Genomic DNA, 24136 nt, shown 5'->3' on the forward strand with positions numbered 1-24136 from the left:
GCACCCCGGCGGGGCTTGAGGCGCGTCAACCGCGCGACAGCGTCGCGACGATCTGCGCCAGCCGGCGGGCCAATTGCGCGGGCCGGTGCACCAGGGCGTACGAGCGCGCGCCGAACAGATGCGGCAGCCAGTCGTGCCCGGCCTCGTCGACCGTCACCGCAAACGGCACCAGCCCGGCGGCGCGGGCCTCCTGCACGGCATGGCGCGTGTCCTCCAGGCCGTAGCGGCCTTCGTAGACGTCCAGGTCGTTCGGCTTGCCGTCGGTCAGCAGCAGCAGCAGGCGCTGCCGCTCGGGGCGCTGCGCGAGCTGCGCGGTGGCGTGGCGCAGCGCCGCGCCCATGCGCGTGTAGAAGCCGGGACGGACGGCGCCGACACGCGCCATCGCCGCGCCGTCCCAGGCGTCGCCGAAGTCCTTCAGGCGCTGGATGCGCACATGCTCGCGCTTCACCGAGCTGAAGCCGAGCATCGCGAACGGGTCGCCGCTGGCCTCGAGCGCCTCGCCGAACACGTAGAGCGCCTCGCGGATCACGTCGATCACACGCTGCTCGGTGCCCGGCACATGCGCCTCGGTGGAGAGCGACAGGTCGGCCAGCAGCAGGGTCGCCAGGCTGCGCTCGTCGTCCACGCGCCGCGCCAGCACCGGCGGGCTTTCGTCCGGCGCCTCGGCCGCGTGGCGCACCCAGGCGTCGAGGTCGAGCTCGTCGCCGTCGGTGCAGCCACGCTGCCACCGCGGCGCGGCGCGCAGCGTCTCCATGCGCCGGCGCACGCGGCGCGCCAGCCGGCGCAGGCCGGGCGGCGGCCCGTAGGGCGCCGGCGCGGCGGCCTCGAACACCTGCAGCGCGCAATGCTCGGGCCGCAGCGTGCGCGCCTTCCAGTCCCACTCGGGCAGGCGGATGCCCTCACCGAGCGGCCGGTCGTCGGCGCTGGCGCTCGGCAGGTCGAGGTCGAAGCGCACCCGCGCGGCGCAGGTGGCACCGCCGTCAGCCACGGCCAGCGTCTCCATGTCGTCCGCCGCAGCCGAGGGGTCGTCGCCCGGCTCGTCGTCGCTGCCGCGGTTGACCTTGACGAACTCGCTCCAGGTCATGATCGACTCGGCGCGGAAGAACATCAGCATCGCGTTGCGGTCGGCCGCCTCGGTGACACGCTGGGCGCGGCGCCGCCGGGCGTCGCGCGGGGCGCTGCGGGCGCCATCCTCGCGCGGGGCCGGCTCGCGACCGGGCGCGGCCGCGTCGGCGCCCGGGGCGACGGACCACAGCCACGGCCACACCGGCGCCACCTCGGCCGGCACGATGCCCGCGGCCACGTCGAGGACGACGCCGTCGCGCAGCGCCAGCAGCGCCGCCTGCACGGCGGCCTCGGCGGCGCGGGCCCGTCCGTGCAGGCGCTGCAGGCCGGGGCGCTGCTGCAGCGTCGCCTCGACCAGCGCGCGGCGCCGCGCCGCGAGACCCGGGAACCGCTCGACCACCGCGGCGCCGGCGCGCAGGTTGTCGGCCACCCAGTCGCCACGCGGCTCGAACACCGCCGCCGCGGCCGCGAGCCACAGGTAGAGGTCGCGGTTCAGCGCCGCGTCGGGGAACACGGCGATGCGCTCGGGCAGCGCGAGGGCCTGTGCATCCAGCGTCGCGGTGGCCGCCCGCTGGCCGCTGCCGGCGATGCGCTCGAGCCAGCGGCGCGCACCGCCGTGGCGCTGCAGCGTCGCCTCGGCCACGCGCAGCGACGGATCGCCGCCGGCCGCGCGGAACAGCAGGCGGATCGCGCGCTGCACCTGCGCCTGCGTGACGGCCGCCTCGGGAAACGAGCGTTCCGCCGCGCGGCTGATCGCGCGGTGCCACCACTGGCCGACCCACTCTTCCATCAGTCGCGCCTCGCCGCGTCGAGCTCGGCGCGGCGCTGGCGCAGCGTCTCGCGCACCGCATCGGCCCCGACGGCCCATTGCAGCAGCGGCTCGCGCTGCTGCGTCGTCTGCGAGTGCTCGCAGGCTTGCAGGCACTGGCCGCACTGCACGCAGGAGAACATCATCCGCTTGATGTTGCGCGGGTGCAGGCGCATCGGGCAGGCGTGGTCGCAGGCGCTGCCTTCGGGCGGCTCGCAGGTGCGGCAATCGCGCGCCCGCTCGCGCGCGAACGCGACCACCATGCCCTTCGGGTTGGCCATCCAGGCGAGCGACTGGAACAGCCCGACCGCGCAGCCGAAACGGCAGAACAGGTGGCGCGCGAACGCGAACTCGAGCGTGAACACCGCCGTGCCGATGGCGATGAACCGCGCCTGGTTGGGTGTCAGCGTGCCGTGCACCAGGTTGCCCCAGATGACGGCCGGCGGCAGCAGGTAGGTCAGCGCGGTGATGGCCCAGGCGAAGCCGAGAAGAAGGCAGCTCAGGCCGAACACCGGCCACCAGCGCCGCTGCGGCGTGCGGCCGGCGCGCGGCGTGCGCGTGCGGTCCCACAGGCTCAGTTTGCCGATGGCGCGGTGCAGCAGGTCGTTGAGCAGTTCCACCGACGAGAAATGCGGGCACAGCCAGCCGCAGTAGAGCCGGCCCCAGCGGTAGGCGACGCCGAGGAAGACGACGATCAGCACGATCGCCGGCAGGAAGCCGCGCCACAGGATGTTCAGCGCCGCCTCCGAGGCGCCGATCTGCCCGGCGCGGAAGGCGTCGATGCCGAGCGACCAGCGCTGGCCGAGGAACCATAGCTGCGCCTCGGTCAGGTCGAAGCGCAGCAGGTCGAACGCGGGCGCGAGCAGGAACAGCGCGAAGAACGCGGCCTGCGCCAGCCGCCGCCGGCGCTGCAGCGTGTCGCTCCCGGCGTGCGTGGCAGCCAAGGCGACGAAGGCCGGTGCGGGCTCAGCGTCCATCGCCGAAGACGGCCACGACGATCTCGCCGAGTGCCGCGGCGGTGTCCGCGTCATCGGTCAGCGCGTCGACGATCGCGGCACGGCAGGCCTCGTGCGGCGCGAGGCCGGCTGCCATCAGCCGCGCGGCCATCACCAGCGCGCGCGTGCTGACCGTCTCCTCCAGGTCGTGGTCGGTCAGGCGGCGCAGGGCATCGGCCAGCTGCACCAGGCGGGCGGCCAGCGCCTCGTCCACGCTACCCTCGGTGCGCACGATGCGGCGCTCGAGCGCCGGCTCCGGATAACCGAGCGTCAGCGCGACGAAACGCTGGCGCGTGCTCGGCTTCAGGTTCTTCAGCGCGTTCTGGTAGCCCGGGTTGTAGCTGACCACGAGCATGAACTCCGGCGGCGCGAGCAGCGTCTCGCCGGTGCGCTCGATCGGCAGCGCGCGCCGGTCGTCGGCCAGCGGGTGCAGCACGACCGTGGTGTCCTTGCGCGCCTCGACCACCTCGTCGAGGTAGAGAAGCGCGCCCTGGCGCACCGCGCGGGTGAGCGGCCCGTCCTGCCAGCGGGTCGCGCCGTCGCCCAGCAGGTGGCGGCCGACCAGGTCGGCCGCGCTCAGGTCGTCGTGGCAGGCCACCGTCACCAGCGGCCGGCCGAGGCGCTGCGCCATGTGCTCCACGAGGCGCGTCTTGCCGCAACCCGTCGGGCCCTTGATCAGCAGCGGCAGGCGCTGCCGCCAGGCGCGCTCGAACAGCGCGCACTCGTCGTGCTGCTCGGCGTACCAGGGCAGCAGCTGCGGCGCGGCTTGCATCAGCATGGCAGCGCTCCGCTCAGGCCCGCTGCGCCGGGTTCGGCATCGAGCCCGCGCCGACGGCCGCGCGTTCCTCGGCGCTCGCGCCGACGAAGAAGCTCGCCAGGTAGGCGATCAGGCCGACCAGGAAGCCGACGCCGCCGCCCAGGCGCAGCCAGTAGAAGAAGCGCAGCTGCTCCTGCGTGGCCATGAAGCCCATCGGGTTCTCGGTCGGCAGGCGCTGCAGCCAGACCTGCAGGATGCCTGCGCCGGTGAGCGCCAGCACCATCACGCCCATGCCGATGGTCATGATCCAGAAGCTCCACATCTCGAGCGCCTGGGCGCGCTTCGGGTTCGCCTCGCGGCCGCGCAGGATCGGCATCGCGTAGCTGATCATCGTGATGACCACCAGCACGTAGGCGCCGTAGAAGGCCAGGTGGCCGTGCGCCGCGGTGACCTGCGTGCCGTGGGTGTAGTAGTTCACCGGGCTCAGCGTGTGGATGAAGCCCCACAGGCCGGCGCCGAGGAAGCCCATCACCGAGGTGCCCACCGCCCACAGCACGGCGGCCTGGTTCGGGTGCTCGCGGCGGCGCCGCTGCACCATGTTGAAGGCGAACACCGTCATCATGAAGAAGGGCACGGGCTCGAGCGCGGAGAACACGCTGCCGATCCACAGCCAGTACTCGGGCAGGCCGATGAAGTAGTAGTGGTGGCCGGTGCCGAGGATGCCGGTGATCAGCGCCATCGCGATGATCACGTACAGCCATTTGTCGATCACCTCGCGGTCCACGCCGGTGGTCTTGATCAGCACGAAGGCCAGCAGCGCGCCGAGGATCAGCTCCCACACGCCTTCCACCCACAGGTGCACCACCCACCACCAGGCCATCTTGTCCTTGACCAGGTTGCTCGGGTTGTAGAAGCTGAACAGGAACAGCAGCGCCAGCCCCGCCAGGCCCATCCACAGCACCAGCGTGATGCTGGTCTTGCGGCCCTTGAGCATGGTCATCGTGATGTTCAGCAGAAAGCCGAGCGCGACGATCACGATGCCCACCTTCGTGGGCAAGGGCTGCTCGAGGAACTCGCGGCCCATGGTCTGCAGCAGCTCGTTGCCGGTCAGCTCGGCCAGCTTGGCGTAGGGCACGGCGAGGTAGCCGACGATGGTCAGCGCGCCGGCAAGCAGGAAGATCCAGAACAGCGCGATCGCGAGCTTCGGGCTCCACAGCTCGGTCTCGGACTCCTCCGGCACCAGGTAGTAGGCCGCGCCCATGAAGCCGAACAGCAGCCAGACGATCAGCAGGTTGGTGTGCACCATGCGCGCCTGGTTGAACGGGATGTAGGGAAAGGCGAAGTCGCCGATCAGGTACTGCAGCCCGAGCGCCAGGCCGAACACGATCTGCCCGACGAACAGGGCCAGTGCGCCGACGAAGTAGTACTTGGCGACGGCCTGGGACTTGTATTTGACGGTTGCCGCTTGCATGGCCCTCTCCTCACCCTTCGACATTCGGCGGCCACTTGTTCGTGTCCACCTGGTTGGTCCACTTCAGGAACTCGACGAGGTCGTCGAGCTGCTGCTCGCTGAGGTTGAACTGCGGCATCTGGCGACGGCCGGGCGCGCCGGTGGGCTGCGCCTTCATCCAGGCCTTGATGAACTCGCCGCCGCCGCGGCGCTGGTACACGTTGCCGAGCTCGGGCGCGTAGTACGCGCCTTCGCCCAGCAGGGTGTGGCAGCCGATGCAGTTGCGCGTTTCCCAGATCGCCTTGCCGCGTTCGACCGCCGGCGTCAGCGCCGCCTGGTTCGAGCGTTTCGGGATGTGGCCCGTGCTGTCGGTGACCAGCACGATGAACAGCAGCACGAAGAACACCGTGCCGCCGTAGAAGATGTTGCGGGCCGCCTGCTTGGTGAACCCGCCCGATGTGCTGGCACCCATGGCCTGCCTCCTCGTCGTAGCGATGGGCAATAGCCTAGGGATTCGGTCGGGATGATTCCTTGAAGCGGTTCAAGAACGCCGGGCCTGCCAACAGCGCACGCGGACCGCTTGACGGACCGCAAGCAAGGCGGCCCAGCCCGGCCGGGCGACTGGCCCCGGCAACCCCCTGCTAGGATGGTTGGACACGACGGAGGGGATCGTCATGGCCGCAGGCATCTTCGTGAGCTACCGGCGTTCCGACACGCGCCACGTCGCGGGCCGCCTGGCCGGCGACTTGGCCGACCGCTTCGGCCAGGACGCGATCTTCCGCGACGTCGAGAGCATCGCCGGCGGCGACGAGTTCCCGGCCCAGCTGGAGCGTGCGCTGGACCAGTGCGCCGTGATGCTGGTGCTCATCGGCCCGGGTTGGCTCGATGCGAGCGACGACCAGCAGCGCCGCCGCCTGGATCAGCCCGACGACTGGGTGCGCCTGGAGATCGCTGCCGCGCTGCGGCGCAAGGTGCGCGTGATCCCGGTGCTGGTGGAAGACGCGGCGCTGCCTGCGCCATCGCAGCTCCCCGAGGAGCTGCGGCTGCTGACCAACCGCCAGGCCCAGCTGCTGTCGGACGCCCGCTGGCGCGGCGACCTGCTGGCCCTGGTCGAGACCTTGTCCAAGGTGCCGGGTCTGCCGCCGTTGCGCGGCGCGGCGCCGACCACCACGCCACCGGCCCGGACCGGCAAGCCGCTCGTGCTGTGGGGCGCCGCCGCGGCCGTGCTCGTGCTGGTGCTGGGCTACGGCCTGGGCTGGTTCGACCCACCGGCCGAAGCGGCGACCGCGGACCCCACGGCCGCCATGGAGGCCCCGGGCGGCGCACCGGCCGCCGGACCCGCCGCACCCGACCTCAGCGGCATGTGGATCTCCGATGCGGAGGAGCGTTACCAGCTCGCGGCCGAGGGCAACGAGTACCGGGTGGACGTGCTACTCAACGGCAAACGCGTGGGTACCGGCACCGCACGCCTGACGGGCCGCAAACTCACCGTCGTGACCACCGAGCAGGAGCAGAAGTCCGACGCACCGGACACCTACATCTGCGAACTCACGATGGCCGAGGAACAAACGCGGTTCAGTGGTGAATGCCTCTCGGACGGGACGAAGATCCCTTTCACCTTGAAGCGCTGACCACGCCCTGGGCGCGCGCCTTCAGTGCGACGTCCCCTCCGAGCGCGTGATCTTGTTCCACACGTTGTACTTGCCCACCGGCTTGCTCATCGGCAGGCGCTTGACCTCCTTGAAGGTCGCGGCGTCGTAGACCACCAGCGCGCCGTCCGTCTCCCACACGCTGGCCAGCGCGTAGCGGCCGTCCTTGGTGAATTCGATGTGCGCCAGCGTGCGGCCGGGCTCGCGCACCTGCGCCACCGGCTCGAGCGTGCGCTTGTCGACGATGGTCAGCGTGTCCTTGGCCGTCGGGCTCATCATCGAGTCGGTCCAGGCGTAGGGCGTCTTCTCGTGGCTGCGCAGGAAGAAGCCGGGGCCGGGGGTGGGGATGGTCTTCACGCTCTTCCAGGTGCGGGTGTCGATCACGTCGAGCGCACCGTCCTTCAGGTTCGGGCTCGCGAGCACCGTCGTGCCGTTCCACGCGAAGGTGATGCCCGAGCCGAGGTGCGGCATGCCGGCGATCGGCAGTTCGGCGATCTTGCGCCGGATGTCGAGGTTGACCACCTGGGCCCTCGGGCCCACGCCGTCCCTCGGGCGCGTTGCGCCGAGCGCGTGGCGGTAGGCGGCGTCGAAGAAGAAGTCGTCCAGCGGCTCGTCGAGCAATGTGCGGCGCACGCCGAGGTAGCCCGGCGCGGCGATGCCCTCGCCCATCTTGTAGTCGTGCACGTAGCCGTCGAAGATCGGCTCGGCCTTCGGGTCGTAGGAGATCTCCCAGAGCTCGGGCAGGTCCTTGAGCGCGACGACGAAGCTGCGCCGCGGCGCCGCGTCGTACACCGCCGAGACACGCGAACTGGCCTTGCCGTCGCGCGTGGCCGCGGCGTAGGTCTTCACCAGGTTCAGCTCGGCATCGAACAGCACCACGCTGTGCGGCAGGTAGTTGGCCGCCATCACCCAGCGGCCGTCGCCGCTGACCGCCACGTTGCGCATGTTCAGCCCGGCGCGCACCTCGGCCACCACCGCCAGGTTCCACAGGTCGACCTTCGTGATCCAGCCGTCGCGCGAACCGAAGAAGACGTGCCGGCCGTCGGGCGTGAACTTCGGCCCGCCGTGCAGCGCGAAGCGGCTCGCGAAGCGGTGGATGCGCTCGAAGCGGTCGCCGTCGACCAGCGACACATGGTGGTCGCCGCCCTCGACGACGACGAACAGGTTCATCGGGTCGGCGTTCCACACCGGCTTCGCGGGCAGGTTTGCGGCAGCCGGGTCGGCCGTGCGCGAGGCGCGGATGTCGGCCTCGCTCCAGGTCGGCGCGGGCACGACCGGCGTGGTGATCCACTGCGCCAGCGCGGCGATCTCGTCCTTCGAGAGCTTGTCGCCATAGCCGGCCATCTGCGTCGCGACGCGACCCGCGGTGATCACCTGGATCGCCTCGGCGCGGCGCAGCCGCTCCAGGCTCTCGGGCAGCAGCGCCGGCCCCATGCCGCCGGTGCGCTGCACGCCGTGGCAACTGGCGCAATGGTCCTGGTAGAGCGCCGCCGGTTCCGCGGCGCGGGCCAGGTCCAGGCCCATCAGCAGCAGCGCGAGCGCGAGCGCCGCGCGCCAGGCCAGGTCGAACAGCGGCTTCATGCGACGGCCTCCTCCGGCACGAGGCCGATCTCGTCGTCGCCCAGGTAACAGCCCGGGTCCTCGGCCCAGGGGTTGCCCGTGACCTGCTGGGCGCGCACGCGGGTGTTGCCGCCGCAGATATCGAGGTGCCTGCAACCGGCGCAGCGGCCCTGCACCGGGCGGCGCGCAGCCTTCAGCCCCTTCATCAGCGGATCGCTGGTGTCCTGCCAGATCACCGAGAACGGCCGCTCGCGCACGCTGCCGAGGTCGTGGTGCCACCACATGGTGTCGGGGTGCACGTGGCCGAGGTTGTCGATGTTCGCGACGTTCACGCCGCTGGCGTTGCCGCCCCAGGCGACGAGGTGCCCGCGCAGCGCGTCGTGCCAGCGCGGCAGGCGACGGTCGGCCCAGTGCAGCAGCCACGGGCCGTCGGCATCGTTGTTGCCGCTGACGAACTCCTCGTCGCGCCCATCGCAGGCGGCCTGCCAGGCGCGCTCGAACAACAGGTCCATCGCCTCGCGGGTGGCGGCGAACTGCGCGTCACGCTGGCGGTGGACATTGCCGCGGCCGGCGTAGTTCAGGTGCGAGAAGTAGAACTTCTGGATGCCCTCGTCGCGCATCAGCGCGAGCAGCGGCGCCAGGTCGTGCGCGTTCAGCGCCGTCATCGTGTAGCGCAGGCCCAGGCGCACGCCGCGCGCGCGCAGGTGGCGCAGCGCCGCGAGGCTGCGGTCGAAGGCGCCCTCGAGGCGGCGGAACCGGTCGTGCGTCGCGCGCAGGCCGTCCAGGCTGATGCCGACGTAGTCGAAGCCGGCCGCCGCCACGCGGTCGGCCATCGGTTCGTCGATCAGCGTGCCGTTGGTCGACAGGCCGACGTAGAAGCCCATCGCCCTGGCGCGCGCGGCGATCTCGAACAGGTCGGGCCGCAGCAGCGGCTCGCCGCCGGAGAGGATCAGCACCGGCACCTTGAAGGCCTTCAGGTCGTCCATCACCGTGAACACCTCGCCGGTGTTCAGCTCGCCGGCGTACTCGTGGTCGGCCGAGAAGGCGTAGCAGTGCTTGCAGGTCAGGTTGCAGCGGCGGATGAGGTTCCAGATGACGACGGGGCCGCCGGGGCGCCCGCGCCGCGGCGCGGGCATCGAACCGGTGGTCTCTGCCTCGGCCAGCAGGCGCATGAAGTGGGAGATGCGGAACATGGTTCAGTCCTCGCGCAGGCGCAGTCCCGTCTTCTTCAGGATCGCGCTGGAGTACAGGATCTCGTGGCTGCGGCAGGCCTCGCCGAGCAGCGCGGCGACGGCGCGGGCCTGCGCCTCCACCTCCTCGCGCGAGCGGCCGTGCAGCATCACGAACAGGTTGTAGGGCCAGCGCGGCAGGGCACGCGGGCGGCGGTAGCAGTGGCTCACGCCGGGCACGGCAGCCAGGCGCTCGCCGAGTTCGTCGACGCGCTCGTCGGCCACATCCCACACGCTCATGCCGTTGGCCGTCCAGCCGAGCCGGTAGTGGTTGGGCACCGCGCCGATGCGTCGCACCAGGCCGCTGGCCAGCATCGCCGCGAGCCGCTCGCGCACCACCTCGCCGCCCACGCCGAGCATCGCACCCACCGCCTCGTAGGGCCGGGCGACGAGCGGCAGGCCGCCCTGCGTGGCGGCGATCAGCGCGCGGTCGAATTCATTTAGCATCGCGCGCCGCCGGCAGCCTGAGTTCGACGCGGTACTCGCGCTCCTTCGGGAACGCGGCCACCGGCAGCCCGGTCTCGGCCTCGATCGCGGCCAGCACCTCGGCGGCGCGCGCCGGCGTCTCGGCCGCGACGACGAACCACATGTTGAAGGCATGCTCGCGGCGGTAGTTGTGCGCCACCTCGGGGTGGGCGTTGACCTGCGCGGCCACCGCCTCGAAACGTTCCTGCGGCACCTCCAACGCGGCCAGCACGAACTGCCCGCCGGCACGCTCGATCTGGAACAGTGGGCCGAAGCGCGTCAGCAGCCCGCCGGCCAGCAGCACACGCAGCCGCTCGAGCACCTCGTCCTCGCTCAGGCCGAGCTCCGCGCCGACCGCGGCGAACGGCCGGTCCACGAGCGGGAAGCCGCCATGCAGGCGGTCGATCAGGCGCGCATCGGTGCCGGCGATCCAGGCAGGCGTGTCAGAGCGCATCGGCCATCGCCCGGAAGCGGCGGGCGCCGGTCTGCTTGAAGCGGCGCACGGAGAACAGCAGTTCGTGCGGCGCGTTCGACAACCCGCTGCGTTCGATCACCTCGGCGGCCAGCGCGCGCACGCTCGTGCGGTCGCGGCCGTGCAGCATCGCGTAGAGCGTGTAGGGCCAGCCGGGCGCGCATTCGCGCCGGTAGGCGAGCGTGACGCCGCTCTCGCGCGCCAGCGCCGCGCCGCAGGCATCGATGCACTCCTCGGGCGGCGCGAACACCGCCATCGCGTTGGCGTCGAAGCCGAGTTCGTGGTGGCGCACCACCAGGCCGAAGCGGCGCAGCGTGCCGTCCAGCAGCCAGAAGCGCAGCCTGCCCAGCACCGCGGCGGGCGGCTGCCCGAGCTCCGCGGCCCAGGTGTCGAACGGCCGCGGCACCAGTGGCAGCCCGGCCTCGACGCGCGCCGCGAGTGGCCAGTCGGCCTCGGCGAGCGGCGCGGGCGCCTCGCCGCGGGTCGTGGTGACGGCGTTGGCGACCGCGCCGCGCCGGTCGAAGCCGAGGTCGATGCGGTAGGCGCGGCGCATCGGCAGGCGCAGCATCGGCAGCGCGGCCTCGTGCCCGATCGCGTCGAGCGTGCGCGCGAGCGCCTCGGCATCGGCCGCATGCACGACGAACCACAGGTTCCAGCGGTGCTCGCGCTCGTAGTTGTGGTTCACGCCCGGCCGCGCGGACACGCGCGCGGCCACCTCGGCCAGGCGCTCGCGCGGCACGGCGAGCGCGGCCAGCGCGCCGGCCCCGCCCGCGCCGGCGCCGAACAGCCCGCCGATGCGGCCGAGCACGCCGTCCTCGTGCAGCCGCGTGCAGGCACGCAACACGTCGACCTCGCGCGCGCCGAGCCGGTCGGCGATCGCCGCGAAGGGCTCGCGCACGAGCGGAAAGCCGCGCTGCCAGCCGTCGATCAGCGCGTCGCGCAGGTCCATCACATCCCCATCCGGCCCGCGCGGGCGGTGAAGAAGATGCCCGAGGGGGCATCCACCGGCAGCGAGGCGAGCGTGGCGAAGCTCGTGGTGTCGACCACGCGCACCACATGGTCGTCGCGGCAGCTGATCCAGACCGCGTCGCCGCGCGGCGTGAACTCCAGGTGCAGCACGGCCTTGCCCGGCTCGAGCGTCCGGACGACCTGCTGCGCGAGCGTGTCGATCACCTGCACGCGGCCGTAGTCGGGCACCGCGAAGTTGACCCACACCTGGCGCCCGTCGGGCCGCGCCATCACGAACACCGGCTGGCCGGCCACCGGAATGCGCGCCACCTCCTGCCAGCTCGCGGTGTCCACCACCAGCACCTCGTGGCGGCCGATCGCCGGCAGGTAGGCGTGGCGGCCTGCGACGGCCCAGCCGCGCAGGTGCGGCATCTTGTAGACCGGCAGCGGCGCCTCGCCGCGCCCGTAACCCGCCAGGATGCGGCGCGGCGCGGGGCTCGGCTGCCAGAGGTCGAGCAGCGCGAGGCCGTCCTCACCGAACAGGCCGGCGATGTAGTGCCGGCCGTCGGGCGTGACCAGCGCGTCGTAGGGCTGGCGGCCGATGGCGGGGTACTTCGTGATGCGCGGCGCGGCGCGGTCGGCCAGGTCCGCGACCCAGATCGCATCGGCATCGAACAGGCTGTACGCGAAGCGCGCGCCGGGCAGGTCCACGAGACCGACCACGCGCGAGCGCTGGCCGGGTGCGTACTCCGCGGGGAGGTCGGCCACCAGCTCGAGCGTGCGTGCATCGAACACCTTCACGCCGCCGGGCTGGTAGTTCTGCGCGGCGACCAGCGTGCCGTCCTGCGAGATCGCGCCGCCGATCGAGTTGCCGGCCTGCATCACGCGCCGCACGATGCGCCGGCCCGGCAGGTCGACCATCGTCAGAGCGCCGTCGCGGCCGAACACGTAGGCCAGCGCGCCGTCGCGCGAGAACACCACCGAGGCGTGCGACAGGTCGCCCAGGCCCTCGACGCGGCCGAGCGCCGCGCGCTGCTGCGTGTCGACGATGGTCAGCGCGCCACGCGCGCGTTCGACGATCACGCCGAGCGTGCCGGTGCCGCGCGACGGTGGCGGCACGCTGGCGCAGCCGGACAAGGCCAGCGCGGCGCCGCCTGCCAGCAGGGCCGAAAGAACGTCGCGACGACGGCTCACCGCGCCCCCCTCGCTTCGTCCGGAAAGCCGCGCAGCAGTTGCGCGGCGATCCATTGCGCGTCCGCCTCGCCGAGCATCGCGCGCCACGGCGGCATCGGCGTGCCGGGCCGGCCGTGCAGGATGGTGGCGACGAGCGAGTCCACCGGCCGCTCGGCCAGCGCCTCGCGCGTGAGCGCCGGGCCGAGCCCGCCGGTGAGAAGCATGCCGTGGCAGGACCCGCAGTCCTGCCGCACGATGCGCACCAGCTCGGCCGTGCGGCTGGCATCCGGCACCTGCGCGAACGCAGGCGCGGCAGCGAGCAGCAGCAGGCCGAGGGGCTTCATGCTCAGGACGCCAGGATGAATTTCACGGCCTCGGTCAGGTCCGCGTCGTTGATCTTGTCGGGCCCGGTGGGCGCCATCGGCACCGGGCCGAAGCTGCCGGCGCCGCCCTTGCGCACCTTCTCCATCAGCCTGGCCACCACGTCCTGGCCCTTGTACTTGGCCGCGATGTCCTTGAACGACGGGCCGACCAGTTTCTTGTCCTTGGTGTGGCAGGCCATGCAGCCGGCCTTGTTCATCGCGTCCTCGGGCCCCGCCCACGCACCGGCTGCAGCCAGTGCGAGCGACAGGCCCATCAGCATCTTCATGTGTCTCATCGGAAGTCTCCTGCTCGGTGTCTCGATCCAGCGGCCGCCGCGGGACCGGCTCCGCCGGCCCGCCAGCGGCGCCCCCTCGAGGGGGAGCGCCGTCAGGCGCTCCGGGGGTGGGTCTCAGTAGATGTCGTGCTGGGTGTTGTGGATGTTGAAGTGGCCCGTCGGCGTGATCAGCCTCGGGTCCTTGATCACCGACTTGAGCTTCAGCGTCTTGTCGTCGACGACGACGATCGCGCTCTGCTTGTCCTTGGCCGACCAGACCGCGAACCACACCTCGTCGCCGGCCTTGTTGAACTCGGGCTGCACGACACGCATCGCGCCGCCGTCCTTCAGGCCCGACCACTGCGCGATCGGCAGCACGGTGTAGCCCTTGTCGAGCGCCTTGATGTCGAACACCACCACCGACTGCGAGACCGCCGGGTCGGGGTTCAGCGGCGCGTCGGAGTACAGGTGCTGCGACTTCGGGTGGCTCTTGATGAACAGCGCCCCGCCGCCCGGCCCCTTGAGCTTGGCCACCTCCTTGAAGGCGTGCTGCTTGTGCTTCTTCGGGTCGGTGCCGATCAGCGAGATGGTCTCGTCGCCGAGGTGGCCGGTGGCCCACACCGGCCCGAAGGTCGGGTGCACGAAGTTCGCGCCGCGCCCCGGGTGCGGGATCTTGCCGACCTCGGTGATGGCGGCGAGCTTGCCGTCCTTGGCGTCGATCACGGCGATCTTGTTGCTGTTGTTGGCCGCCACCATGAAGTAGCGCTTGCTCGAGTCCCAGCCGCCGTCGTGCAGGAAGGGCGCGGAGCCGATCTCGGTGACCTTCAGCGCCTCGATGTTGGAGTAGTCCACCATCAGCGTCTTGCCGGTCTCCTTGACGTTGACCACGAACTCGGGCTTGAAGTGCGAGGCCACGATCGAGGCCACGCGCGGCTCGGGGTGGTACTCCTGCGTGCCGACGACCATGCCGCGCGTGGCGACGATCTTCAGCGGCTCGAGCGTGTCGCCCTTCATGATCACGTACTGCGGCGGCCAGTAGCTGCCGGCGATGGCGAACCTGTCCTCGAAGCCCTTGTACTTGCTCGTGTCGACCGAGCGTGCCTCCAGGCCGACGCGGATCTCGGCCACGTTGTCGGGCGTCTCCATCCACAGGTCGATCATGTTGACCTTGGCGTCGCGCCCGATCACGTAGAGGAAGCGCCCGGAGGCCGACACGCGCGAGATGTGCACCGCGTAGCCGGTCTTGACGATGTTGATGATCTTCTTGGTGTCGCCGTCGATCAGCGCCACCTCGCCGCTGTCGCGCAGCGTGGTCGAGAAGATGTTGTCGATGTTGTACGAGTTCATCTTCTTCTTCGGGCGCTGCTCGGGCGGGATCAGCACCTTCCAGGTCGCCTTCATCTGCGCCAGGCCGAACTCGGGCGGCACGGGCGGGTCCTGCTGGATGTAGCGCGCCATCAGGTCGACTTCCTTCTCGCTCATCTCGCCCGAGGTGAGCCAGTTCGGCATGCCGGCGGCCGAGCCGTAGGCGATGAAGACCTTCAGGTAGTCGGTGCCCTTGCCGAGCGTGATGTCGGGGGTCAGCGGCTTGCCGGTGGCGCCCTTGCGCAGCACGCCGTGGCAGCCGGCGCAGCGCTCGAAGTAGATCTTGCGTCCCTGCTCGAACTCGGCCTGCGTCATCGCCGGGGCCTTGGGGTTCGTGCTCTGGTACATCGGCTCCGCGGCCAGCGGCGAGCCGCCGGCCTGGTAGTTCATCTCGGCCGGCGTGACCGGCTTCTTGTCCTGCGCGTGAGCGCCGAAGGCCGCGGCCGCGAGCAGCGCGGCAACGGCGAGGCGAGTGGGTCGTTGGTGCATGCGTCCCTCCAGGGTCGTGGTGTGCGGACGCATGGTCGTCGTCGGCCCGGCATGCCGTCCTTGAACTGGTTCAAGGACCGGATCGGCCGCCGCTCGAAGAATGACCTGGCACAAACCGAGGGAGTTGCCGTGAGCCTCTTGCATGACCCGCTGCACTTCGACGCCGCCACGCTGCATGCGGCGCGGCCCGGCAGAGTGACGCTCGTGGGCGCGGGCCCGGGCGACCCCGAGCTGCTGACCGTGAAGGCGGCGCGCCTGATCGGCGGCGCCAAGGTGGTGCTGCACGACGCGCTGGTCGGCCGCGGCGTGCTCGAACTGATCCCGCGCACGGCGCACCGCATCGACGTGGGCAAGCGCAGCGGCCACCACAAGCTGAGCCAGGACGGCATCATCGAACTGATGATCCGTCTGGCGCGCAGCGGCCACGAGTTGCTGCGCCTGAAGGGCGGCGACCCCTACGTGTTCGGCCGCGGCGGCGAGGAGGCGCAGGCGCTGGCCGAGGCCGGCATCCCGTTCGAGGTGGTGCCCGGCGTCAGCGCGGCGCAGGGCGCCGGCGCCTGTGCCGGCATCCCGCTGACGCACCGCGACCACGCCACCGAGGTCGTCTGCGTCACGGGGCACCTGCGCGATGGTCCGGATGGCACGCGCACGCTCGATCTCGACTGGCCGCGCCTCGCGCGGCCGCAGCAGACCGTGGTGGTCTACATGGGCGTGGCCGCGCTGCCGCTGATCTGCGAACGCCTGATCGCACACGGTCTGAGCGCGGACACGCCGGCCGCACTGGTCGAACGCGCGACGCTGCCGGAGCAGCGCTGCGTGGCCGGCACGCTCGAGACCCTGCCGGCGCTCGCGCTGGTGCAGGCCGTCAAGCCGCCGGCGCTGCTGGTGGTGGGCACGGTGGTGAGCCTGCAGCCGGTGCTGGCGCGGGCGATGGCGCTGGCTGCCTGAGCACAGGGCGTCGGCACCCCGGCGGTGCGCCGACCGCGCCGGTGTGCGCACCGCGACGGGGTTCGAAAGCGCTGTCGAGGCGCCGGAGCGCATGGCACGGCGCTTGCAGGTGCAGCACCGCAAGAGAGCCGGTGGCGACACCTGCGCTTCTTCGAAGGATGGCTAGGGTTCCGGTCCGGCGGCGCTGAGCAGTGCCGGGCGCTGGTCCGAGAGCCATCGGCCCCAAGGCGGTTCACGACCCGCCTCGGGCTCCACGGCGGGACAAAAGCCCGGGAGGTCCACTTCGCTGGAAGTGCCTCTCGATGCATTGGTCCCACGACTCAAGGAGCCCGCCTCATGTCTGCACCGCACACCGCTTCCTGGCGCCGCACGCTCGCCGCTCTCGGCCTGGCCGCCACCTTCGTCGCCGGCGCGGCGCTGCCGCGCGCCGCCGCGGCCGAGGTGAAGGTCGGCGTCTCCGACTGGCCGGGATGGGTGGCCTGGTACGTGGCCGAGCAGAAGGGCTTCTTCAAGAAGCACGGCGCCGACGTGAAGCTGGTCTGGTTCGCCAACTACACGGACTCGATCGCCGCGCTCTCGGCCGGGCAGCTCGACGCGAACTCGCAGACCTGGTCCGACACCATGGGCCCGCTCGCCAAGGGCCTGCCGCTGAAGACCATCCTGGTGAACGACAACTCGGCCGGCAACGACGCGCTGCTGGTGGGCCCAAAGATCAGGAGCTTCGCGGATCTCAAGGGCAAGACGGTCGCGCTGGAGGAGTTCAGCGTCTCGCACTTCGTGCTCGCCACCGCGCTGGCGCGCAACGGCATGAAGCCGGCGGACGTGAAGATCACCAACCTCGCCGCGGGCGATGCGGCGGCCGCCTTCATCGCCGGGCGCGTGGACGCCGCGGTGGTGTGGAACCCCTGGATCGACAACATCGTCAAGAGCGGCAAGGGCCGGCCGCTGTTCACCAGCAAGGACATGCCGGGCCTGATCCCGGACCTGCTGGTGGCGCAGGAGAAATCCATCGCCGCCAAGCGGAAAGACTTCGTCGGCATGGTCAAGGCCTGGTTCGAGACCGAGAAGTTCATCCGCGAGAAGCCTGCCGAGGCCACCGAGATCATGGCCAAGGTGGTGAGCATGAAGCCGGCCGACTACCAGGTGTTCCTGCCCGGCACCAAGTTCTTCGACGCGGCAGCCAACAAGGCGGCCATGGACCCGGCCAACAAGGGCTCGCTGCAGGCGGTGGCCCCGACGATCGCGGCCTTCCTGCTCGAGCACAAGCTGATCGAGGGCAAGCCCGATCCCGCCAAGGGCGTGGACGCCTCGCTGCTGGCCGACGCCCTGAAGTGAAGAACCCGCCGGTCAGCGCCGTGCCGGCGCCGCCCGCCGAGCGCCCCGAGCCGCGCCCCTGGTGGGGCGTGCGCAGCGCGATCCCCGCGCGCCGTGCCGCCGTGCTGATCGCCGCCGGGCTGCTGCTGCCGCTCGCGGGCTGGCTGCTGCTCGTGCTCGCCGGCGGGGTGGACCCGGTGTTCCTGCCCGGCCCGGGCAAGGTGCTCGAGCGCCTCGGTGCCTGGTATGGCGACGGCCTGTGGGGCGACATCGGCATCAGCACGATGCGCGTGGTGGCCGGCTGGGCGCTCTCGGCGCTGATCGCGCTGCCGCTCGGGCTGCTGGTGGGCAGCTTCCGCACCATGCAGGCGCTGCTGGAGCCGCTGACCGACTTCATCCGCTACATGCCGGCGGTGGCCTTCGTGCCGCTGGTGATGGTGTGGATCGGCATCGACGAGGGCGCCAAGGTCGCGGTGATCTTCATCGGCACCTTCTTCCAGATGGTGCTGATGGTGGCCGAGGACGTGCGCCGCGTGCCGATGGCGCAGATCGAGGCGGCGCAGACGATGGGCGCGACGCGACGCGAGCTGATCGAGCAGGTGATCATCCCCTCGGCCAAGCCGGCCCTGCTGGACACCCTGCGCGTGACCATGGGCTGGGCCTGGACCTACCTGGTCGTGGCCGAACTGGTGGCCGCCAACTCGGGCCTCGGCTACGCCATCCTCAAGGCACAGCGCTTCCTGCAGACCGACAAGATCTTCGCCGGCATCCTGCTGATCGGCCTGCTCGGGCTGCTGATCGACCAGGGCCTGCGCGCGCTGCACCGCGTCGCCTTCCCCTACCTCTACGTGCGCCAATGAAGATCTCCGCACGGCAGTTGTGGAAGCGCTTCGGCGGCGTGGTCGCGCTGCAGGACGTGAACCTCGACGTGGCCGAGAACGAGTTCGTCACGCTGGTCGGCGCCTCGGGCTGCGGCAAGTCGACGCTGCTGCGCACCATCGCCGGGCTGGAGTCCTACGGCGCGGGCTCGCTCACGTGCGACGGGAAGGAGATCGCCGGCCCCGGCCCGGAGCGGGCGATGGTGTTCCAGCACTACAGCCTCTACCCCTGGCTGAACGTGGTGGAGAACATCCGCTTCTCGCGCCGGCTCGCGGTGCACACGCGCGAGCGCACCCAGGCCGACGTGGAGGCCGCCTCCGGCCGCGCCGACGCGCTGCTGCGCCTGATGGGCCTGGCCCATGTGGCGAAGCACTACCCGGCGCAGCTCTCCGGCGGCATGCAGCAGCGCGTGGCGATCGCGCGCGCGCTGATGAGCCGGCCCTCGGTGCTGCTGATGGACGAGCCCTTCGGCGCCCTCGACGCGCAGACCCGCGAGGTGATGCACGACCTGATCCTGCACGTGCAGCGGCTGGAGCGCAGCACCATCGTGTTCGTCACGCACGACGTGGAAGAGGCGCTCTACCTCGGCCAGCGGGTCGTGCTGATGGCGCCGCGCCCGGGCCGCATCGACACCATCTACCGCGTGCCGCTGCCGGCGCAGCGCACCCAGGCGATGAAGCTGGAGCCGGCCTTCGTCGCCCTCAAGCGCGAGGTGCTGGAACGCATCCGCGCCACCTCCGGCATGCAGACGGACTTCGAGCTGCTCGAGAAGCTGTCGCAGGCCGCCCCCACCTGACGAGACCCCCATGGAGCATCCGCACACCCTCGACAACCCGCCGGCCGCGCAGCCGGTGGACGCGCTGCCGCTGTGGCAGCGTTTCGCGCCCGAGCTGCCGGCCGACAAGGTGGTGTGGAGCGAGATCCTGCCCGGCGGCGCGCACTGGGGCTGGCGGCTCTCGCGCGGCACGGCGCTGCGCTTCGCGGCGCTCGACGAACGCGCCAACTGCGCCGTGGTGCTCTATGCCGCGCACGACCCGCTCGAGCGCTACAACATGCCCGACAGCCTGAAGGCGCAGCACACCGCGCACTACCGCGCCGGCCATGTGCTGATGAGCGACATGGGCCGCGCGCTGGCCTCGTTCACGCACGACACCCTGGGCTGGCACGACCCGCTCGGCGCCGTGCTCGACACGCCGGCGATGGAGGCCAAGTACGGCGTGCAGCGCTACGAGCAGCACCGCAACGCGATGTACCGCAGCGGCCGCGACGGCCTGCTGATCGAGACCGGCAAGCACGGCCTGACGCTGCGCGACCAGATCGCGCCGGTGAATCTGTTCACCCGCATCGTGGTCGACGACGAGGGTCGCTTCGCCTTCGACGCGACCCGCCCGGTGAAGGGCGCCCAGGTCGAGCTGCGCATGGACATGGACGTGATCGTCTGCGTCTCCACCGCGCCGCACCCGCTGGACCCGCGGCCGGGCTACGCACCCGGCAAGGTCGGCGTCGCCGCCTGGAAGCGCGGGCCTGCGCCGGCCAACGACCCGTGCCGCGCGTTCCGCCCGGAATGTGCCCGCGCGCTGCACAACAGCGACATGTTCGCGCTGAGCTGAGGGAAAGACACATGACTGCGCTGCGACTGCAGGAAAGTGCCTTGAAGCCCGAGGCCGCGACGATCCGCCACCGCCAGCCCGCCGGCGAACCCTGGTTCACCGCGATCGCGCAGGGCCAGACCCTGCGCATCGTCGATCTCGAAGGCAACCAGGCCGTCGACATCATCTTCTACGCCCGCCACGACCTGGCCGAGCACTACGACGCCAGCGCGACCATGCTGCGCCAGGGCGGCATCTACCTGACCACCGACTCGGTGCTGATGAGCAACCTCGGCCGCCCGCTGCTCACCATCGTGGCCGACACCTGCGGCCGGCACGACACGCTCGGCGGCGCCTGCGCGGCCGAGAGCAATACGGTGCGCTACGCGCTGCAGAAGAAGTTCATGCACAGCTGCCGCGACAACTACGTGCTCGCGCTGCAGCAGGCCGACGTGGGCCTGGGCAAGCGCGACCTGGTGCCCAACATCAACTTCTTCATGAACGTGCCGGTCACGCCCGAGGGCCAGCTCACCTTCGCCGACGGCGTGTCGGCGCCGGGCAAGTACGTCGAGCTGCGCGCCGAGACCGACCTGTGGATGCTGGTCTCCAACTGCCCGCAGCTGAACAACCCCTGCAACGCCTACAACCCCACGCCGGTCGAGTTCCTGCTGTGGGACGCGCCGGCCGCCTGATGTTCGACACCGTCCTCATCGCCAACCGCGGCGCGATCGCCTGCCGGATCATCCGCACCCTGCGCCGCATGGGCCTGCGCTCGGTGGCCGTGTACTCCGAGGCCGATGCCGATTCGGCGCATGTCGCGCTGGCCGATGCCGCGGTCTGCATCGGCCCGCCGCGCGCGGCGCAGAGTTACCTCGACGTCGAGCGCCTCCTGCAGGCCGCGCGCGACAGCGGGGCCGGCGCCATCCACCCGGGCTACGGCTTCCTGTCGGAGAACCCGGCCTTCGCCGAGGCCTGCGAGGCCGCCGGCCTGCGATTCATCGGCCCGACCCCGGCGCAGATGCGCGCCTTCGGCCTGAAGCACACGGCGCGTGCGCTGGCCGAGCAGCATGCGGTGCCGCTGCTGCCCGGCAGCGGCCTGCTGGCCGACCTGGCGCAGGCGCGTGCCGAGGCGGCGCGCATCGGCTACCCGGTGATGCTCAAGAGCACCGCCGGCGGCGGCGGCATCGGCATGCGCCTGGTGCGCAGCGAGGCCGAGCTGGAGGCGGCCTGGGACGCGGTGGCCCGGCTCGCCCAGGCCAACTTCAAGGACGCGGGGCTGTTCCTCGAGAAGTTCGTCGAGCATGCACGGCACATCGAGGTGCAGCTGTTCGGCGACGGCCGCGGCCGCGTGGTGGCGCTGGGCGAGCGCGACTGCTCGGCGCAGCGCCGCAACCAGAAGGTGATCGAGGAGACGCCCGCGCCGCACCTCGCCCCCGAGACGCGCCGCGCGCTGCTCGACTCGGCCGTGCGGCTCGCGCAGGCGGTGCAGTACCGCTCGGCCGGCACGGTGGAGTACGTGCTGGACGCGCAGACCGGCACGTTCTACTTCCTGGAGGTCAACACGCGGCTGCAGGTGGAGCATGGCGTCACCGAGCAGGTGACCCGCGTCGATCTGGTCGAATGGATGGTCGGCCTGGCGCGCGGCGACACGCTCTCGCTCGAGGTGCCCGCGCCGCGCGGCGCCTCGATCCAGGTGCGGCTCTATGCCGAAGACCCGGCGCGCCAGTTCCAGCCCTGTGCCGGCCTGCTGACCGACGTGCGCTTCCCGGACGACGTGCGCATCGAGACCTGGGTGGTGCGCGGCAGCGAGGTGCCGCCGCACTACGACCCGATGGTCGCCAAGCTGATCGTCACCGGCAGCGACCGCGCGGAGGCGGTCGACAAGCTGCGCGCCGCGCTGGCGCAGACGCGCCTCGCCGGCATCGAGACCAACCTGCGCTACCTGCGCGCCATCGCCGCCACCGAGGTGTTCGCGCAGGGGCGCGTCGTCACCCGCACGCTCGGCGAACTGGCCTGGGCGCCGCAGGCGCTGGAGGTGCTCGAGCCCGGCGTGCAGACCACGGTGCAGGACTGGCCCGGCCGCCTGGGCCACTGGGACGTGGGCGTGCCGCCCTCCGGCCCGATGGACGCGCTCGCGCACCGCCTCGCCAACCGGCTGGTGGGCAATGCGGGCGATGCAGCCACGCTCGAATGCACGCTCTCCGGCCCGACCCTGAAGCTGCATGCCGACTGCACCGTGGCCGTCTGCGGCGCCACGCTGCCGGTGACGGCCGACGGCCGGCCACTTGCGCTCTGGCACGCGCATGCGCTGCCGGCCGGCACGGTGCTCGCGCTCGGCGCGGTGCAGGACAGCGGTGCCCGCGCCTACCTCGCGGTGCGCGGCGGGGTCGACGTGCCGCCCTACCTCGGCAGCCGCAGCACCTTCACGCTCGGCCAGTTCGGCGGGCATGGCGGGCGCACCTTGCGCGCGGGCGACCTGCTGCACGTCGGCGAGGCGATCGAGGTCGCGCCCGCCGCGCTCGAGACGCCGCCCACCTACGGCCACCACTGGGACATCGCCGTGCTCTACGGCCCGCATGGCGCGCCGGACTTCTTCACGCCCGCGGACATCGAGACCTTCTTCGACACCGACTGGCAGATCCACTACAACTCCAGCCGCACCGGCGTGCGCCTGATCGGCCCCAAGCCGCAATGGGCGCGGCCCGACGGCGGCGAGGCCGGGCTGCACCCCTCGAACATCCACGACAACGCCTACGCGATCGGTGCGATCGATTTCACCGGCGACATGCCGGTGATCCTCGGCCCGGACGGCCCGAGCCTGGGCGGTTTCGTCTGCCCGGCGGTGATCGTCTCGGCCGAGCGCTGGAAGCTGGGCCAGCTGCGGCCCGGCGACACGGTGCGCTTCCACGCGGTGAGCGCCGACACGGCGGCGGCGCTGCTGGCGGCCCAGGAGGAGTTCGTCCGCACGCTGCGCGCCGCGGCAGCGCCGACGCTCGTGGTCGAGCGCGGCTCGACCATCGTCGCCGAGCGCGCCGGCAGCGACGAGCGCCCCGCCCTCGTGATGCGCCAGGCGGGCGACGACTACCTGCTCGTGGAAGTCGGAGCGCTGCAGCTCGACATCGCCTTGCGCCTGCGCGTGCAGGTGCTGATGGAGGCGCTGCGCGCGCAGGGGCTGCCAGGCATCGTCGACCTGACGCCGGGCATCCGCTCGCTGCAGGTGCACTACGACCCGGCCGCGCTGCCGCGCGCGCGCCTCGTCGAGGCGGTGCTGGCCGCCGACGCGCTGCTCGCCGGCACCGACGACCTGGTCGTGCCCTCGCGCACCATCCACCTGCCGCTCAGCTGGGACGATCCGAGCACGCGCCTCGCGATCGAGAAGTACATGCAGTCGGTGCGACCGGACGCGCCCTGGTGCCCGAGCAACATCGAGTTCATCCGCCGCATCAACGGGCTCGAGTCGATCGAGGACGTGCAGCGCATCGTCTTCGAGGCCGAGTACCTGGTGCTGGGCCTGGGCGACGTCTACCTCGGCGCGCCGGTGGCCACGCCGGTGGACCCGCGGCACCGGCTGGTGACCACCAAGTACAACCCGGCGCGCACCTGGACGCCGGAGAACGCGGTGGGCATCGGCGGCGCCTACCTGTGCGTGTACGGCATGGAAGGCCCGGGCGGCTACCAGTTCGTCGGCCGCACGCTGCAGATGTGGAACCGCTGGCGCGATGCCGCGAGCGGCGCGGCCGACTTCGAGCCCGGCAAGCCCTGGCTGCTGCGCTTCTTCGACCGCATCCGCTTCTACCCGGTGAGCCAGGAGGAGCTGCAGCGCATCCGGCGCGACTTTCCGGCCGGGCGCTACCCGCTCAAGGTGGAGCCCGGCAGCTTCAGCCTGCGCGACTACCGGCACTTCCTCGACCGGCATGCCGGCGAGATCGGCGCCTTCGAGGCGCGCCGCCGGGCGGCCTTCGAGGCGGAGCGCGAGCGCTGGCGTGCGGCCGGGCAGACCGAGGCCCCGCTCGACACCGAGGCTCCGGCCGCTGCCGACGACGGCGCCTTGCCCGAGGGCGCGCGCGCCGTGGCCTCGCAGGTGCCGGGCAGCGTGTGGACCTGCACGGTCGAGCCCGGCGCCGAGGTGGCGGCTGGGGACACGCTGCTGGTCGTCGAGTCGATGAAGATGGAGTTCGCCGTCACCGCGCCCTGTGCCGGACGGGTGCTGAAGCTGCTGGTGCGCGAGGGCGCGGCGGTGGCGCCGGGGCAGGCGGTGGCGGTGCTCCAGCCGGCCTGAACGGCCGGGCGGCAGCCGCCCGGACCTTGACGCTGCGCAGAGACCGCGGGTTTCTCCGCGTTTGC

The 24136-nt window shown here is 71.8% G+C and carries 22 protein-coding genes and 1 riboswitch; of the genes, 8 read left to right on the plus strand and 14 right to left on the minus strand.

The window, feature by feature from the left end:
- Positions 1 to 25: 25 nt before the first annotated feature.
- From D9C15_RS14220 to D9C15_RS14240, 5 genes are read right to left on the minus strand one after another with little or no spacing between them, the layout of a single operon-like run.
- Positions 26 to 1855, minus strand: a complete 1830-nt coding sequence (locus D9C15_RS14220) for a nitric oxide reductase activation protein NorD (RefSeq protein ID WP_127998284.1) — start codon at positions 1853 to 1855, stop codon at positions 26 to 28.
- Positions 1855 to 2850 (minus strand): 4Fe-4S binding protein, encoded by a 996-nt coding sequence (locus D9C15_RS14225; protein ID WP_127998286.1) that lies wholly within the window; start codon positions 2848 to 2850, stop codon positions 1855 to 1857. Before D9C15_RS14225 ends, D9C15_RS14220 begins: the two co-directional genes overlap by 1 nt.
- Positions 2840 to 3646, minus strand: a complete 807-nt coding sequence (locus D9C15_RS14230) for a CbbQ/NirQ/NorQ/GpvN family protein (protein ID WP_205854800.1) — start codon at positions 3644 to 3646, stop codon at positions 2840 to 2842. The genes D9C15_RS14225 and D9C15_RS14230 overlap by 11 nt, the downstream gene beginning before the upstream one ends.
- Positions 3647 to 3659: 13 nt before the next feature.
- Entirely contained in the window at positions 3660 to 5096 is a 1437-nt protein-coding gene (locus D9C15_RS14235; RefSeq protein WP_127998288.1) for a cbb3-type cytochrome c oxidase subunit I, read from the minus strand.
- A 10-nt stretch (positions 5097 to 5106) separates the two neighbouring features.
- Positions 5107 to 5547, minus strand: coding sequence for a c-type cytochrome (locus tag D9C15_RS14240; RefSeq protein WP_127998290.1), 441 nt, complete (start codon positions 5545 to 5547; stop codon positions 5107 to 5109).
- Between the two features lie 202 nt (positions 5548 to 5749).
- On the opposite strand from D9C15_RS14240, the gene D9C15_RS14245 reads away from it, so the two are divergent.
- Positions 5750 to 6706: a toll/interleukin-1 receptor domain-containing protein gene (locus D9C15_RS14245; protein ID WP_127998292.1), complete on the plus strand. Its 957-nt coding sequence runs from the start codon at positions 5750 to 5752 to the stop codon at positions 6704 to 6706.
- 21 nt (positions 6707 to 6727) lie between these two features.
- Here the strand turns inward: D9C15_RS14245 and D9C15_RS14250 are convergent, their stop codons facing one another.
- The 9 genes from D9C15_RS14250 to D9C15_RS14290 form a co-directional block, all read right to left on the minus strand.
- Entirely contained in the window at positions 6728 to 8305 is a 1578-nt protein-coding gene (locus D9C15_RS14250) for a cytochrome D1 domain-containing protein (RefSeq protein ID WP_127998294.1), read from the minus strand.
- Entirely contained in the window at positions 8302 to 9477 is a 1176-nt protein-coding gene (gene nirJ / locus D9C15_RS14255; protein WP_127998296.1) for a heme d1 biosynthesis radical SAM protein NirJ, read from the minus strand. The genes D9C15_RS14250 and nirJ overlap by 4 nt, the downstream gene beginning before the upstream one ends.
- Positions 9478 to 9480: 3 nt before the next feature.
- The gene (gene ahbB / locus D9C15_RS14260) at positions 9481 to 9960 is read right to left on the minus strand and encodes a siroheme decarboxylase subunit beta (protein ID WP_127998298.1); all 480 of its coding nucleotides are present in this window, start codon (positions 9958 to 9960) and stop codon (positions 9481 to 9483) included.
- Positions 9950 to 10432 (minus strand): Lrp/AsnC family transcriptional regulator, encoded by a 483-nt coding sequence (locus tag D9C15_RS14265; RefSeq protein WP_127998300.1) that lies wholly within the window; start codon positions 10430 to 10432, stop codon positions 9950 to 9952. The genes ahbB (D9C15_RS14260) and D9C15_RS14265 overlap by 11 nt, the downstream gene beginning before the upstream one ends.
- Positions 10422 to 11399: a siroheme decarboxylase subunit beta gene (ahbB, locus tag D9C15_RS14270; RefSeq protein WP_127998302.1), complete on the minus strand. Its 978-nt coding sequence runs from the start codon at positions 11397 to 11399 to the stop codon at positions 10422 to 10424. Before ahbB (D9C15_RS14270) ends, D9C15_RS14265 begins: the two co-directional genes overlap by 11 nt.
- A complete protein-coding gene (locus tag D9C15_RS14275; protein ID WP_127998304.1) occupies positions 11399 to 12646 on the minus strand; it encodes a cytochrome D1 domain-containing protein in 1248 nt (415 codons plus the stop codon). Before D9C15_RS14275 ends, ahbB (D9C15_RS14270) begins: the two co-directional genes overlap by 1 nt.
- Complete coding sequence (locus D9C15_RS14280; RefSeq protein ID WP_127998306.1) at positions 12589 to 12915, minus strand: c-type cytochrome; 327 nt, start codon at positions 12913 to 12915, stop codon at positions 12589 to 12591. The genes D9C15_RS14275 and D9C15_RS14280 overlap by 58 nt, the downstream gene beginning before the upstream one ends.
- Positions 12916 to 12917: 2 nt before the next feature.
- Positions 12918 to 13229, minus strand: coding sequence for a c-type cytochrome (locus D9C15_RS14285; protein ID WP_310734474.1), 312 nt, complete (start codon positions 13227 to 13229; stop codon positions 12918 to 12920).
- 114 nt (positions 13230 to 13343) lie between these two features.
- A complete protein-coding gene (locus tag D9C15_RS14290; RefSeq protein WP_127998308.1) occupies positions 13344 to 15062 on the minus strand; it encodes a cytochrome D1 domain-containing protein in 1719 nt (572 codons plus the stop codon).
- A gap of 129 nt (positions 15063 to 15191) precedes the next feature.
- Between D9C15_RS14290 and cobA the strand changes: the two genes are divergently transcribed.
- From cobA to uca, 7 genes are all read left to right on the plus strand, one after another.
- Entirely contained in the window at positions 15192 to 16010 is an 819-nt protein-coding gene (gene cobA, locus D9C15_RS14295; RefSeq protein WP_375138788.1) for a uroporphyrinogen-III C-methyltransferase, read from the plus strand.
- A gap of 151 nt (positions 16011 to 16161) precedes the next feature.
- Positions 16162 to 16288, plus strand: a riboswitch (guanidine-I (ykkC/yxkD leader).
- Between the two features lie 58 nt (positions 16289 to 16346).
- A complete protein-coding gene (locus D9C15_RS14300) occupies positions 16347 to 17345 on the plus strand; it encodes an ABC transporter substrate-binding protein (protein ID WP_127998312.1) in 999 nt (332 codons plus the stop codon).
- Positions 17342 to 18184 (plus strand): ABC transporter permease, encoded by an 843-nt coding sequence (locus D9C15_RS14305; RefSeq protein ID WP_127998314.1) that lies wholly within the window; start codon positions 17342 to 17344, stop codon positions 18182 to 18184. Before D9C15_RS14300 ends, D9C15_RS14305 begins: the two co-directional genes overlap by 4 nt.
- Positions 18181 to 18999: an ABC transporter ATP-binding protein gene (locus D9C15_RS14310; protein WP_127998316.1), complete on the plus strand. Its 819-nt coding sequence runs from the start codon at positions 18181 to 18183 to the stop codon at positions 18997 to 18999. The genes D9C15_RS14305 and D9C15_RS14310 overlap by 4 nt, the downstream gene beginning before the upstream one ends.
- A gap of 10 nt (positions 19000 to 19009) precedes the next feature.
- Positions 19010 to 19813 (plus strand): urea amidolyase associated protein UAAP1, encoded by an 804-nt coding sequence (locus D9C15_RS14315; protein ID WP_127998318.1) that lies wholly within the window; start codon positions 19010 to 19012, stop codon positions 19811 to 19813.
- An 11-nt stretch (positions 19814 to 19824) separates the two neighbouring features.
- On the plus strand, positions 19825 to 20484 hold the full coding sequence (locus tag D9C15_RS14320) for an urea amidolyase associated protein UAAP2 (RefSeq protein ID WP_127998320.1): 660 nt from the start codon (positions 19825 to 19827) through the stop codon (positions 20482 to 20484).
- The gene (gene uca / locus D9C15_RS14325) at positions 20484 to 24071 is read left to right on the plus strand and encodes an urea carboxylase (protein ID WP_127998322.1); all 3588 of its coding nucleotides are present in this window, start codon (positions 20484 to 20486) and stop codon (positions 24069 to 24071) included. Before D9C15_RS14320 ends, uca begins: the two co-directional genes overlap by 1 nt.
- Positions 24072 to 24136: the final 65 nt, after the last annotated feature.

This window comes from Piscinibacter defluvii (assembly GCF_004011805.1).
GTDB lineage: Bacteria > Pseudomonadota > Gammaproteobacteria > Burkholderiales > Burkholderiaceae_C > Piscinibacter > Piscinibacter defluvii.

What these genes read in the sequence shown, in the direction of transcription:
- D9C15_RS14250 (WP_127998294.1), bottom strand. Translation starts at nt 8,305, where the DNA reads ATGAAGCCGCTGTTCGACCTGGCCTGGCGCGCGGCGCTCGCGCTCGCG.
- D9C15_RS14220 (WP_127998284.1), bottom strand. Translation starts at nt 1,855, where the DNA reads ATGGAAGAGTGGGTCGGCCAGTGGTGGCACCGCGCGATCAGCCGCGCG.
- D9C15_RS14265 (WP_127998300.1), bottom strand. Translation starts at nt 10,432, where the DNA reads ATGCGCTCTGACACGCCTGCCTGGATCGCCGGCACCGATGCGCGCCTG.
- D9C15_RS14230 (WP_205854800.1), bottom strand. Translation starts at nt 3,646, where the DNA reads ATGCTGATGCAAGCCGCGCCGCAGCTGCTGCCCTGGTACGCCGAGCAG.
- D9C15_RS14290 (WP_127998308.1), bottom strand. Translation starts at nt 15,062, where the DNA reads ATGCACCAACGACCCACTCGCCTCGCCGTTGCCGCGCTGCTCGCGGCC.
- D9C15_RS14225 (WP_127998286.1), bottom strand. Translation starts at nt 2,850, where the DNA reads ATGGACGCTGAGCCCGCACCGGCCTTCGTCGCCTTGGCTGCCACGCAC.
- ahbB (WP_127998298.1), bottom strand. Translation starts at nt 9,960, where the DNA reads ATGCTAAATGAATTCGACCGCGCGCTGATCGCCGCCACGCAGGGCGGC.
- D9C15_RS14275 (WP_127998304.1), bottom strand. Translation starts at nt 12,646, where the DNA reads ATGGATCGCCGCGCAACTGCTGCGCGGCTTTCCGGACGAAGCGAGGGG.
- D9C15_RS14320 (WP_127998320.1), top strand. Translation starts at nt 19,825, where the DNA reads ATGACTGCGCTGCGACTGCAGGAAAGTGCCTTGAAGCCCGAGGCCGCG.
- D9C15_RS14280 (WP_127998306.1), bottom strand. Translation starts at nt 12,915, where the DNA reads ATGAAGCCCCTCGGCCTGCTGCTGCTCGCTGCCGCGCCTGCGTTCGCG.
- nirJ (WP_127998296.1), bottom strand. Translation starts at nt 9,477, where the DNA reads ATGTTCCGCATCTCCCACTTCATGCGCCTGCTGGCCGAGGCAGAGACC.
- uca (WP_127998322.1), top strand. Translation starts at nt 20,484, where the DNA reads ATGTTCGACACCGTCCTCATCGCCAACCGCGGCGCGATCGCCTGCCGG.
- D9C15_RS14315 (WP_127998318.1), top strand. Translation starts at nt 19,010, where the DNA reads ATGGAGCATCCGCACACCCTCGACAACCCGCCGGCCGCGCAGCCGGTG.
- D9C15_RS14310 (WP_127998316.1), top strand. Translation starts at nt 18,181, where the DNA reads ATGAAGATCTCCGCACGGCAGTTGTGGAAGCGCTTCGGCGGCGTGGTC.
- D9C15_RS14235 (WP_127998288.1), bottom strand. Translation starts at nt 5,096, where the DNA reads ATGCAAGCGGCAACCGTCAAATACAAGTCCCAGGCCGTCGCCAAGTAC.
- D9C15_RS14240 (WP_127998290.1), bottom strand. Translation starts at nt 5,547, where the DNA reads ATGGGTGCCAGCACATCGGGCGGGTTCACCAAGCAGGCGGCCCGCAAC.
- D9C15_RS14300 (WP_127998312.1), top strand. Translation starts at nt 16,347, where the DNA reads ATGTCTGCACCGCACACCGCTTCCTGGCGCCGCACGCTCGCCGCTCTC.
- D9C15_RS14285 (WP_310734474.1), bottom strand. Translation starts at nt 13,229, where the DNA reads ATGAGACACATGAAGATGCTGATGGGCCTGTCGCTCGCACTGGCTGCA.
- D9C15_RS14245 (WP_127998292.1), top strand. Translation starts at nt 5,750, where the DNA reads ATGGCCGCAGGCATCTTCGTGAGCTACCGGCGTTCCGACACGCGCCAC.
- ahbB (WP_127998302.1), bottom strand. Translation starts at nt 11,399, where the DNA reads ATGGACCTGCGCGACGCGCTGATCGACGGCTGGCAGCGCGGCTTTCCG.